General features: G+C 50.2%; 12 protein-coding genes. 9 read left to right on the forward strand and 3 right to left on the reverse strand.

Going from position 1 to position 12,252, the window contains the following annotated elements:
* Window positions 1–13 precede the first annotated feature (13 nt).
* From HMPREF0645_RS04835 to HMPREF0645_RS04865, 7 genes are all read left to right on the forward strand, one after another.
* Entirely contained in the window at window positions 14–766 is a 753-nt protein-coding gene (locus HMPREF0645_RS04835) for a polyprenol monophosphomannose synthase (protein WP_007173774.1), read from the forward strand.
* Between the two features lie 154 nt (window positions 767–920).
* The gene (mfd, locus tag HMPREF0645_RS04840) at window positions 921–4,553 is read left to right on the forward strand and encodes a transcription-repair coupling factor (RefSeq protein WP_007173775.1); all 3,633 of its coding nucleotides are present in this window, start codon (window positions 921–923) and stop codon (window positions 4,551–4,553) included.
* Window positions 4,554–4,905: 352 nt separating this feature from the next.
* Window positions 4,906–5,085: a tetratricopeptide repeat protein gene (locus HMPREF0645_RS04845; RefSeq protein ID WP_007173776.1), complete on the forward strand. Its 180-nt coding sequence runs from the start codon at window positions 4,906–4,908 to the stop codon at window positions 5,083–5,085.
* A gap of 23 nt (window positions 5,086–5,108) precedes the next feature.
* Window positions 5,109–5,342 carry a 4Fe-4S dicluster domain-containing protein gene (locus HMPREF0645_RS04850; protein ID WP_007173777.1) on the forward strand — a complete coding sequence of 78 codons (234 nt, stop codon included), beginning with the start codon at window positions 5,109–5,111 and terminating at the stop codon, window positions 5,340–5,342.
* A gap of 2 nt (window positions 5,343–5,344) precedes the next feature.
* Window positions 5,345–6,436: a 3-methyl-2-oxobutanoate dehydrogenase subunit VorB gene (locus HMPREF0645_RS04855; RefSeq protein WP_044123306.1), complete on the forward strand. Its 1,092-nt coding sequence runs from the start codon at window positions 5,345–5,347 to the stop codon at window positions 6,434–6,436.
* Complete coding sequence (locus HMPREF0645_RS04860; RefSeq protein ID WP_007173779.1) at window positions 6,429–7,202, forward strand: thiamine pyrophosphate-dependent enzyme; 774 nt, start codon at window positions 6,429–6,431, stop codon at window positions 7,200–7,202. The genes HMPREF0645_RS04855 and HMPREF0645_RS04860 overlap by 8 nt, the downstream gene beginning before the upstream one ends.
* 1 nt (window position 7,203) lies before the next feature.
* On the forward strand, window positions 7,204–7,746 hold the full coding sequence (locus tag HMPREF0645_RS04865; RefSeq protein ID WP_007173780.1) for a 2-oxoacid:acceptor oxidoreductase family protein: 543 nt from the start codon (window positions 7,204–7,206) through the stop codon (window positions 7,744–7,746).
* Between the two features lie 83 nt (window positions 7,747–7,829).
* Here HMPREF0645_RS04865 and HMPREF0645_RS04870 read toward each other — a convergent pair whose 3' ends face one another.
* From HMPREF0645_RS04870 to HMPREF0645_RS04880, 3 genes are all read right to left on the reverse strand, one after another.
* Window positions 7,830–9,191 carry a TrpB-like pyridoxal phosphate-dependent enzyme gene (locus HMPREF0645_RS04870; protein ID WP_007173781.1) on the reverse strand — a complete coding sequence of 454 codons (1,362 nt, stop codon included), beginning with the start codon at window positions 9,189–9,191 and terminating at the stop codon, window positions 7,830–7,832.
* Window positions 9,192–9,425: 234 nt separating this feature from the next.
* Window positions 9,426–10,355 carry a thioredoxin-disulfide reductase gene (gene trxB / locus HMPREF0645_RS04875; protein ID WP_007173782.1) on the reverse strand — a complete coding sequence of 310 codons (930 nt, stop codon included), beginning with the start codon at window positions 10,353–10,355 and terminating at the stop codon, window positions 9,426–9,428.
* 124 nt (window positions 10,356–10,479) lie between these two features.
* Complete coding sequence (locus HMPREF0645_RS04880) at window positions 10,480–11,034, reverse strand: glutathione peroxidase (RefSeq protein WP_007173783.1); 555 nt, start codon at window positions 11,032–11,034, stop codon at window positions 10,480–10,482.
* A 224-nt stretch (window positions 11,035–11,258) separates the two neighbouring features.
* Between HMPREF0645_RS04880 and HMPREF0645_RS04885 the strand changes: the two genes are divergently transcribed.
* Both HMPREF0645_RS04885 and HMPREF0645_RS13820 read left to right on the forward strand, forming a co-directional pair.
* Complete coding sequence (locus HMPREF0645_RS04885; protein WP_007173785.1) at window positions 11,259–11,819, forward strand: hypothetical protein; 561 nt, start codon at window positions 11,259–11,261, stop codon at window positions 11,817–11,819.
* An 11-nt stretch (window positions 11,820–11,830) separates the two neighbouring features.
* Window positions 11,831–12,252 (forward strand): hypothetical protein (locus HMPREF0645_RS13820; RefSeq protein WP_044123407.1); only part of this gene is annotated, 422 nt, incomplete at its 3' end.

The raw sequence follows: 12,252 nt of genomic DNA on the forward strand, positions 1-12,252 counted from the left end.
ATCCTATACCACTATGCATGAAAGTGATTCGATAGTTATCATTCCCACATACAATGAAAAGGAGAACATGGAAAAGATTATCCGTGCCGTCTTTTCATTGGATAAGTGTTTCCATATTCTTGTCATCGACGACGGCAGCCCAGACGGCACGGCGCAGATTGTCAAAGGTCTGATGGCATCAGAATTTTCCGACCGTCTTTTCTTGATTGAGCGAAGTGGCAAGCAAGGTTTGGGAACGGCTTACATCACAGGCTTCAGATGGGCATTAGAACGCGATTACGAGTATATCTTTGAGATGGATGCTGACTTCAGTCACAATCCTGCTGACTTGCCCCGCCTTTATGCAGCCTGTCACGATGAGGGTGCCGATGTGGCTGTTGGCTCTCGCTACGTCACGGGAGTCAACGTTGTCAACTGGCCCATTGGGCGTGTGCTGATGAGCTATTTTGCTTCACGATATGTGAGGTTTGTCACGGGATTCAACGTGCATGACACCACTGCCGGTTTTGTTTGCTATCGCCGTCGCGTGCTACAGACCATTGAGCTTGACAAGATTCGCTTCAAGGGCTATGCCTTTCAGATTGAGATGAAATACACCGCCTATAAGATTGGCTTCAAGATTAAGGAAGTTTCCGTTGTATTCGTCAACCGCAGAGAGGGAACAAGCAAGATGAGTGGTGGCATCTTCAGCGAAGCGTTGTTTGGCGTGATGCGACTGCGGATGGACGGATGGTTCAGGAAATATCCAAAGCCCACCCTTTCCTAACCACCCTTGCAGCCCTGTCCGCTCTCTTCAGAGAAGGCGGATGAGAAATGAGGCGCGTGTTCTGCAACGACTCGCTCGGACCACGGCGTGGTGTATACTATCCGCGAGGAGGGTATGAGAAGGGCGAATTGGCGCCTCGGAGAGATTTTATTCAATGACAATACAAGACTTACAACAACTTTATGCCACGCTTCCGCAATGCGGGGCATTTGTGAAACTACTGGAAGACAAATCTGTTAAAAACGTTTTCCTGCAAGGCCTCGTGGCCTCTTCCGCACCCTTGTTTTTTTCTTCCGCAGCCAAACGGCTGAACCATCCCTTTGTTTTCATCCTACAGGATGCCGACGAGGCCGGCTATTTTTATAACGACCTGAATCTCTCATCTCGCACTCCCTCTCTAACGGGCAAGGGAGATGACAGGCTGCGGGAAACACATTCATCAGTTTATTATTTCCCCTCAAGCTACAGAAGGTCTGTCAAATATGGCCAAAGAGATGCGGCAAACGAGATCCTTCGTACCGAAGTGCTCTCCAAACTATCTTCGCTGGGCACTAACAACAGTTTGACAGACCATCATACATCCTCTGCACCCCCCGCAGAAGGAGAGCGGATCAATGAACCCCTTTTTATCGTGACCTATCCAGAGGCCATTGCCGAACTTGTTGTGTCTCAAACCCATTTGGACGAGCGTCGCATATCGTTGAAGACAGCACAAAGCATAGATATCACCGATTTGGTGCATCGACTGCGCGAGCTTGGTTTTGAGGAGAAAGACTATGTCTATGAGCCTGGACAATTTGCGGTGCGCGGCAGCATTATTGATGTTTACTCCTTTTCCAGCGAACTGCCTTTCCGTATCGACTTCTTTGGAGATGAAATCGACACCATACGCACGTTTACCGTGGAGGATCAGCTCTCCAAGGACAGGAAGAGTGGGGTGGACATCGTGCCCGAGCTGGCTACGCTTGTGTCCGCCAAGATACCTTTCCTGCAGTTCTTGCCCGATGACACCGTGCTTGTAGCCAAAGACATGGAATATGTCAGCGGGATGATCGAGCGCATATACAACGAGGGATTCTCTGCGCAGGCACTCGCCGAACGCTTAGAGGGAGCCACGGAGATGGAGCAGGAACAGACCAGACGCGAAATGACCAAGGAGAGCATGTTGTGCCCACCAACTCGTTTTGCTGCCGATGCAGGCAAGTTCAAGCAAGTGATCATGGGCGATCCATCAAAAATCTATGGCCGGAGTGAATCGCGAGGTCGAGACACAGCTTCTCCCAGTCCTATGGGAGAAGGGTGGGGAGGGGCGTCCATCTCTTTTCACATTAGCCCACAGCCCCTGTTTCACAAAAACTTCACGCTGCTCCGACAGTCGCTCGGAGATTATATACAGCAGGGTTACAGGGTTTATATTCTGGCCGACAGCAAGAAGCAACATCAACGCTTGCGCGACATTCTCGATGAGATGGGAGCTGACCAGGAACGGTCGGGTGCCAATGCGCAGCGCTCGAAAATAGACTTCACCCCCATAGACCGCACCATCCACGAGGGCTTTGCCGACAACGACTTGAAGGCCTGCTTTTTTACCGATCACCAGATTTTTGATCGTTTTCACAAATACAATCTCAAGTCAGACGGTGCCCGTGCCGGGAAGATGGCTCTCACCATGAAGGAACTTCAGGAGATGGAGCCGGGAGATTTCATTGTACATGTGGACTTCGGGATAGGCAAGTTTGGCGGTCTTGTGAGGGTGCCCATCCCCACACAAGGTAATACGCGTCAGGATGCAACGGATGATTCACAGTATCAGGAGGTCATTCGCATCATCTATCAGAACAATGACAAGGTAGACGTCTCCATCCATTCGCTCTACAAGATTTCCAAATATCGGAGTAGCGACGCCGGGGAGGCTCCGCGTCTGAGCACGCTTGGGACGGGTGCATGGGACCGGATGAAGGAAAAAGCCAAGAAGCGCATCAAGGACATCGCACGTGATTTAATCCGCCTCTATGCCAAGCGGCGAAAGGAGAAAGGCTATGCGTTCAGTCCCGACAGCTTCATGCAGCAGGAGTTGGAGGCCAGTTTCCTCTATGAGGATACCCCCGACCAACTCAAAGCTACGCAGGATGTAAAGGCCGACATGGAGCGGGCACGCCCCATGGATCGCCTGGTTTGTGGCGATGTGGGCTTTGGCAAGACCGAGGTTGCGGTGCGTGCCGCATTCAAGGCCGCCTGCGACTCCAAGCAAGTGGCCGTGCTCGTACCCACCACGGTGCTGGCTTTCCAGCATTTCCAGACCTTCCGCGATCGGCTGAGAGACTTTCCTGTTCGTGTGGACTATCTTTCGCGGGCACGTTCTGCAGGGCAAACCAGACAAGTGCTGGAGGATCTTGAGAGCGGAAAAATCGACATCATCATCGGCACGCACAAGTTGCTGGGCAAGAATGTGAAATGGCACGACCTCGGATTGCTCATCATCGACGAGGAGCATAAATTTGGTGTGAGCACCAAAGAGAAACTTCGCAAGCTGAAAACCAACGTGGACACCATCACCATGTCGGCCACCCCGATACCGCGAACGTTGCAGTTCTCGCTGATGGGAGCGCGCGACATGAGCATCATGCGTACTCCGCCTCCCAACCGCTATCCTATCCATACGGAGCTGAGCACTTTCGGGCATGAGGTCATCACCGATGCCATCAACTTTGAGATGAGTCGTAACGGACAGGTGTTCTTTGTGAACAACCGCATTTCCAACCTTCCCGAGATAGCCAACCTCATCCAAAAACACATTCCCGACTGCCGTGTGGCCATTGGGCATGGCAAGATGTCGCCCGAAGAGCTGGAGAAAGTCGTCATGGGGTTCATCAACTACGACTATGACGTATTGCTCTCGACAACCATTGTGGAAAACGGTATTGATATTCCCAATGCCAACACCATTATCATTAATGGTGCCCATCGCTTTGGGCTCTCCGACCTCCACCAGATGCGTGGCCGTGTCGGTCGGTCTAACCGCAAGGCTTTCTGCTACCTCCTTGCCCCTCCCAAGAGTGTGCTCACGCCCGAGGCACGCCGGCGATTAGAGGCTCTTGAGGCTTTCTCCGAACTCGGTAGCGGATTCAACCTGGCTATGCAGGATCTGGACATCCGCGGTGCAGGCAACCTGTTGGGAGCCGAGCAGAGCGGATTCATGGAAGACCTCGGCTATGAAACCTATCAGAAGATACTCACCCAGGCCGTTACCGAACTCCGCAACGACGAATTTTCCGATCTCTATGCCGATGCAATTGAAGAGGGAAAGGAAATTAGTGGCAGTGATTTTGTGGAAGACTGCGCGGTGGAAAGCGACTTGGAAATGTATTTTCCCGATACATTTGTGCCGGGCAGCAGCGAGCGGATGTTGCTCTATCGCGAACTCGACAACATAGAAGACGATGACGACCTGTCGGCCTATCGGCAGCGGCTTGTCGACCGTTTCGGCAAGGTGCCGCGCGAGGGTGAGGAACTGATGCAGGTTGTTGCGCTCCGACGTGTAGGCAAGCGACTGGGCTGCGAGAAGGTAACACTGCGGCAAGGCATGATGACGCTTCAGTTTGTTTCAAACCAAGACAGTCCGTTCTATCAGAGTCCTGTTTTCGGACGTATTATCAAATATGTCATGGCCAATCCGCGACGCTGCAATTTTAAGGACAGTCGTGGTCATCGTCTCATCCATATCAGTGATGTGCCCAGCATCACAGAGGCTGTCGGTATCATGCGAAAAATGGAAACCGTGGAATAGAACACTGCCCCAAGTGTAGTAGGTTTCCACAGCACAACAGCGCGATTCAGTTTCGTTGCGAGCGTATGACGAACGTCATACGCTCGTCTATCGGCCGCGATACAAACGTCCATCGTTCGGAGAACGAATGTATTTCGAACGCGATACGATCGCGAACCAACTTCTTCGTCATCACGAAGTATAGAAATCAACCCCCCAAAAAGATTTGTTGAAAATTGCACAATATGTATTATATGTGCAAGTAATGTTGTTTTCAGAGTCAAAACTTGTTAAAATACTCCCTTGATTAGGACAAAAAACCTGTTTCTTAATTATCTTTGTATAAATAAAAATACAATAAAAATAAGAACAGATGACCGCTCATGAATATTACCTTGAAGGCAATGAACATCGCAGAAAGGGAGATTTTGCTGCAGCGATGAACTGTTATGCCGAGGCTGTCAAACTCGATGAAACCAGTCCGGCAGCTGAGGCTCGACTGATGCTTGAGAACATTATGAATTTCTATTGTAAGGATTATTATAATCCATAAACAATACTAAAACAACAAAACGTATGGGCAAGATGAAAGGTGCCATCGTAGTGAATATCGAACGGTGCAAAGGATGCACGCTGTGCATTGTGGCATGTCCGAAAAACGTCATTGCCCTGGCAGACCGGAAAGTGAACACACATGGATATACCTATGTGGAGGCGGTGCGTCCCGATGATTGCATCGGGTGTGCTTCCTGTGGAATCGTGTGTCCGGACGGATGCATTACGGTGTATCGAAAGAAAGTGGAGGACTGACAATGAATAATGATGAAGTAGTGTTGATGAAAGGCAATGAGGCTGTCGCTCACGCGGCGGTGCGTTGCGGATGCGATGCCTTTTTCGGCTATCCCATCACACCCCAGACTGAGATTATCGAGACGCTGGCCCTGCTGAAGCCTTGGGAGACCACCGGTATGGTAGTGGTGCAGGCCGAGAGCGAGGTGGCTTCTATTAATATGGTTTATGGTGGTGGCGGCGCAGGTAAGCGCGTGTTCACCACGTCGTCGAGTCCCGGAGTGGCCCTGATGCAGGAGGGCATCTCCTACATGGCCGGTGCCGAGGTGCCGGGAGTGATTGTGAATGTGCAGCGGGGTGGTCCCGGATTGGGAACCATACAGCCCAGCCAGGGTGACTATTTCCAAGCTACGCGAGGTGGAGGCAATGGCGATTATTACGTGATTGTGCTTGCACCGGCTTCCGTGCAGGAAATGGCCGATTTCGTAGACCTTGCTTTCGAGCTGGCCTTCCGCTACCGCACGCCTGCCATGATTCTTTCTGATGGAATCATCGGACAGATGATGGAGAAAGTGGTGCTGCCACCAATGAAACCCCGACGCACGGAAGAGCAGATTTTGAAGGAGTGTCCGTGGGCCACAACGGGTCGCACGAATGGTCGTAGGCCCAATATCATCACCTCGCTCGAACTCAGTTCGGAGGTGATGGAGCAGCGCAACCTTAAACTTCAGGAAAAATATAGAAACATTCAAAAACACGAGGTGCGTTATGAGACGCAGCAGTGCGACGATGCCGACTATCTGATTGTGGCCTTCGGCAGTGCGGCGCGCATTGCCGAGAAGAGTGTAGAACTCTGTCGCGATCAAGGCATTAAGGTCGGATTGTTCCGTCCTATCACGCTCTGGCCGTTCCCCACGGAGGAAATATCGACCATGGCCAAGGGCAGGAAGGGTATTCTGGTGGCAGAAATCAATGCCGGACAGATGGTCGAGGACGTGCGGTTGGCTGTTGACGGGGCACTGCCTGTTAAACACTTTGGACGCTTGGGAGGTATTGTTCCTGACCCGCAGGAAATAGTAGAGGCGCTGAAATCTAAACTGATGAACAATGACTAATCATGATATTATAGCTCCGGAGAACTTGGTCTATGCCAAGCCCGAACTGATGAACGACACCCCGATGCACTACTGTCCGGGCTGTTCGCATGGCGAGGTACACAAACTGGTGGCAGAAGTGATTGATGAAATGGGGATGGCAGACAAGACGGTGGGCGTTTCGCCCGTAGGATGTGCCGTGTTTGCCTATCGGTATATAGACATTGACTGGCAGGAGGCTCCCCATGGGCGTGCCCCGGCTTTGGCTACAGGCATCAAGCGTGTGTGGCCCGACAGACTTGTATTCACCTATCAGGGAGATGGTGACCTGGCGTGTATCGGTACGGCGGAAACCATCCATGCACTGAACCGCGGCGAGCATATTACCATCATCTTTATCAACAATGCCATATATGGTATGACGGGAGGACAGATGGCTCCCACCACACTCATCGGACAGAAAACATCGACGTGCCCGTATGGGCGTGAGCCCGACCTCCACGGCTATCCACTCAACATCACTGAGCTGGCTTCCAAACTGCGTGGCACGTGTTATGTCACGCGCCAAAGCGTAGACACCGTGGCTGCTATCCGTCAGGCCAAGAAAGCCATACGCAAGGCCTTTGAGGCATCGATGCAGGGACTTGGCTCCAGCTTGGTGGAGATTGTCTCGACTTGCAGCAGTGGCTGGAAGTTGCCAGCAGTGAAGGCCAATGAGTGGATGCGCGAGAATATGTTCCCGGAATATGAAAAGGGTGACCTCAAGGACACCACCAATATGAAGTAGTATGAAAAAGGAAATCATTATATCCGGCTTTGGCGGACAGGGAGTTCTGTCGATGGGAAAGATTCTGGCCTACTCCGGGCTCATGGAAGGCAAGGAGGTGACATGGATGCCAGCCTACGGTCCTGAACAGCGTGGAGGTACGGCTAACGTTACCGTTATTGTGAGCGATGAGCGTATTTCTTCTCCCATCCTGAGCCAATACGACATTGCCATTGTGCTCAACCAGCCGTCATTGGATAAGTTTATGCCGAAGGTAAAGCCAGGAGGCATCCTGATTTACGATGGGTTTGGCATCATGGAAACGCCACGGCGTGACGATATCACCATCTATCGAATTGATGCCATGGACAAGGCGGCCGAGATGAAGAATTCGAAGGTGTTTAACATGATTGTTCTTGGCGGATTGCTCGAGGTTGCCCCTGTCGTGAGTGGTGACGGTGTGGGTAAGGCGCTACATAAGACTTTGCCTGAGCGTCACCATGGATTGATTCCGCTCAACATGGAAGCACTCAAGGCAGGAATGGAGATCATACAAAAGGTCTGAGTCTTATTCAGATGGCAAGACATGCAAATGCCCACCTTGTCCAAACGGATGAGGTGGGCATTCGCATGCTGTTGTGTCACGGCTTACACCTTGGGTACGCCAGCGAGAAATTCTTCTATTTGCTCGTCGCTCACGGTATAGTTGGTCAGGTCGCCATTGATATAGCTGTTGTAGGATGGCATATCGATGAGTCCATGCCCCGACAGATTGAAAAGAATGACTGGCGACTTGCCTTCAATTTTGGCTTTCTTGGCTTCGCGGATGGTGGCGGCGATGGCATGGCAGCTCTCCGGAGCTGGGATGATACCTTCACTCTGGGCAAAGATTAGGCCGGCGGCGAAGGTTTCCAACTGTGGGATGTCAACACCGTGCATGTAGCCGTCTTTGATGAGCTGTGAGATAATCGTGCCTGCTCCATGATAGCGCAGTCCGCCGGCATGGATGTTGGCCGGTTTAAAGTCGTGGCCGAGGGTAAACATGGGCAGCAGGGGAGTGTAGCCGGCTTCGTCGCCAAAGTCGTATTCGAATTTGCCGCGTGTGAGTTTCGGGCAACTATTGGGTTCGGCGGCGATAAACTCTGTGTCTTTGTGTGTGCCGTCGAAGATGTGACGCATGAATGGGAAGGCAATGCCACCAAAATTTGATCCGCCACCGAAACAGGCGATGATTTTGTCGGGATATTCGCCTGCCATTTCCATTTGTTTCTCTGTTTCCAGTCCGATGACGGTTTGGTGGAGAGCCACGTGGCTGAGAACAGAGCCTAAGGTATATTTACAACCCGGTGTGTTGACGGCCAGTTCAATGGCTTCGGAGATGGCAGTTCCAAGCGATCCGAGATGGTGTGGGTCTGCGGTGATGATGTTTTTACCCGCGCGTGTGGACATCGATGGCGACCCTTCTACCGTGGCCCCGAAGGTTCGCATGATGATGGAGCGGTAGGGCTTTTGCTGCATGGTGATCTTCACTTGGTATACGGCAGCCTCCAAACCGTAGAGCTTGGCTGCGTAGGAGAGGGCTGCGCCCCACTGTCCTGCACCGGTTTCGGTGGTCACATTGGTCACACCCTCCTGCTTGCAATAGTAACATTGCGGAATGGCTGAGTTCACTTTGTGAGAACCTAACGGGTTGGTGGATTCGTTTTTGAAGTAGATGTGAGCGGGTGTATCAAGTGCTTCCTCCAGGGCGTAGGCACGAACGAGCGGCGTGGAACGGTAGTAGGTGTATTTTTCCAGCACTTCTCCGGGTATGTCTATCCACTTGTTTTCTTGGTCAAGTTCCTGTTTGGAACATTCCCTATTGAAAATATGAGCCAGATCTTCAACGCTCATGGGTTGTTTGGTGCTCGGGTTCAGGGGAGGAAGCGGTTTGTTGGGCATTTCAGCCTGTATGTTGTACCACTGTGTGGGAATGTCTTTCTCGGATAAAATAAATTTCTTCTGTCTCATATCTCTATTTCTTTTGAAATTCTAATGATGTGTGCAAAGATAGAAAAAAAACAGAACAAAAGGTAAGGTTTTGTGAATAATATGTAGGCAATATGATACATTTAGTATCGAATATAAATGACAACCCCATGCCCAAGTCTAACGAAAAACGAGAAATTGGCTTACGTGTTGATGATCTGTAATTGGATGATCAACGCGTGAGCCAATTTAGAATTCAAAATTTTTAATTTCGAATTATGAATTGCAATACCGTTCGGCTTCTAAAGCTGCCATGCACCCCGAACCTGCGGCTACCACAGCCTGCCGGTAGATGGGGTCGGCACAGTCTCCAGCGGCAAAGACACCTTCCACGCTGGTGCGTGGGGAGTAGCCCTGAACCTTGATGTAGCCGGTTTTGTCCATATCAAGTTTGCCCTTGAAAAGATCGGTATTGGGTTTGTGGCCGATGGCCAGGAAGAACCCGTCGATGGGCAGGTCGTAAGACTTTTCGTCGTCTTCACCTTTACGATAGACGAGATGTGCGCCCTCGACGCCTTTCTCGCCGTAGAGACCCACGGCATTGGTCTCGAAGAGGATTTCGATTTTTGGGTTTTTCTTGACGCGCTGCTGCATGATGTCGGAAGCCCTTAGATAAGGCTTGCGTACGATCATATAGACCTTGGAGCAGAGTCCAGCAAGATAGATAGCCTCTTCGCAGGCCGTGTCTCCACCACCTACAACGGCAACCACCTTCTTGCGATAGAAGAAACCATCGCACGTGGCACATGCGCTTACACCCTGACCGTTGTATTTCTCCTCGTCAGGCAGGCCGAGATATTTGGCTGATGCGCCGGTGGCAATGATAATGGTGTCGGCTTCCACTTGGTCGCCCCGGTCGGTGGTCACGACGTAGGGCTTGTTGCTCAAGTCCACGTCTGTAATGATGCCATCGCGCACATCGGCGCCAAAGCGCTCGGCCTGCTGGCGAAATTCTGTCATCATCTCGTTGGCATCCACACCCTCAGGGTAGCCGGGATAGTTTTCCACGACGGTGGTTTGGGTAAGCTGTCCACCGGTTTGCAAACCACAATATACGATTGGGTTGAGGTTTGCACGGCCGGCGTAGAGTGCGGCCGTGTAGCCTGCAGGGCCGCTCCCGATAATCAAACATTTTGTATGTTCCATGATTTTTGTCTCTTTCTCTCCGATGGAGGGTTGTTTTTATAGTGTTGAGTAACAAGCATCGCACCCATTGGGATGCTGCGAATAGCAGTATGGCATGGGGCGCAGGAATGCGGTGCCCCAATTTTTATTCTGCGAGCAGGGTCTCGATGTCGGCACAGATGTTTTCTATCTTTTCGGTAGGCTCGTAGCGTTTGACCACTTGCCCTTTCTTGTTGATGAGGAACTTGGTGAAGTTCCATTTGATTTCGGCAGACTCCTTGTAATTGGGATCAGCCTCGGAAAGCATCTTGTCGAGAACGGGGGTAAGTTCATGACTTTCATCCCAACCGGCAAATCCTTTCTGCTTTTTGAGGAATTTATAGAGCGGGGCGGCATGTTCGCCGTTTACTTTAATCTTCTTAAATCGTGGGAAATCCGTCCCGTAGGTGAGCTTGCAGAATTCGTGAATTGCTTCGTCGGTACCCGGTGCCTGCTGACCGAACTGGTTGCAGGGGAAATCAAGAATTTCGAAGCCTTGGGTGTGGTATTTCTGATAAGTGTTTTCCAACTCGGTATAGGTGGGGGTGAATCCACATTTGGTTGCTGTGTTAACAATGAGGAGCACTTCGTTGGCATACTCCTTGAGTGATACGTCTTTACCTTTCCTGTCTTTTACAGAGAATTCGTAAACAGTTCTCATTTCGCTTATCTTCTAATATTGATTATGATGTTTACGCAAAATTAATAAAAAAGATTGGAGATGTCGGGAGTGAATTTAATGAATTACGGAGAATTAAGCATATTTAGGGATTTCCCCTTAAAGGGTAGGGAAATCCTGCATAATAATATACATTTTATGTTTGCGGGTGGGTGGAAATGGTTTATCTTTGCAATATATAAGACTATAAACAAAAAAACAAGGATATGAAAAGACTGACTATGCTTTTAACTTCGGGATTGTTGGCGGTGCTGACATTGTCTCTTGTCTCTTGTGACGAAGACTCGTATATCGCCGATACCCTCGCGGGAACGTGGGAAGGCAAAATGTATGTTTCTTCAAACTACGATGGCTATACCTACGACGCGACCTATTCTGAGTTGTGTTTCGATCAGGATCCCTATTCCTTCAGTTCTGGAACAGGTTATTGGGTAGACCATTATTCTGCGAGTGCACCTTTTGCCTACATAGCTAACCACACGGAGTGGACGGTTAGAAATGGCATGATCTCTATTTTCTTGATAGAAGAGGGGACAACTGTTCAGATAGCAAACTACCATTTGAGTGACGGCTTCTTTATGGGAACTATATATTATGGAGACGACCGGGTGGACTTTAAACTAAGACATACCTCGTCGCCAAACTGGGGAGACTATTACTATGGGTATGACTCCTATTATGGTGCCAAAAAGAATACGTACGTGACTCGTGGTAGGAGCGATAAGGAAACGGCAGAGGTTCCTTATAGAATAATAAGAAAAAAATAGGAGAAATGAGAATGAAAAAGATTTCGACAAATGTTTTTGTCATACTGTTGGCAGTTGCTCCGATTCTATTCGCGAGCTGTGGCAGTGACCCCGTGTATACTGATCCTTGGTATGATGACTGGACGTGGGGAGATGATTATTCCCAACGCCCGAGTGATGATAATGTGAGTGATGAAGATTTCTTGGTGTCCATGGCTCAGACGCTTGCGGGACAGTGGCGTGGCGACATGATGGCGTATGAGATAGACAATGCGGGGAATGCGATAGATAGTATCTATTATAAGACGGATATAGAATTTAAGCAATATAACCGCCAAAGTATATCAGGTACAGGTACACAATATGATTTCCATCCTGACACCGAGGAGTTGGAACTGCAGAGGGATTTCACATGGTATGTGGACCCAAAGTCGGGTGATGTTTATATGACCTA

Origin of the sequence: Hallella bergensis DSM 17361 (assembly GCF_000160535.1) — a bacterium.
Classification (GTDB): domain Bacteria; phylum Bacteroidota; class Bacteroidia; order Bacteroidales; family Bacteroidaceae; genus Prevotella; species Prevotella bergensis.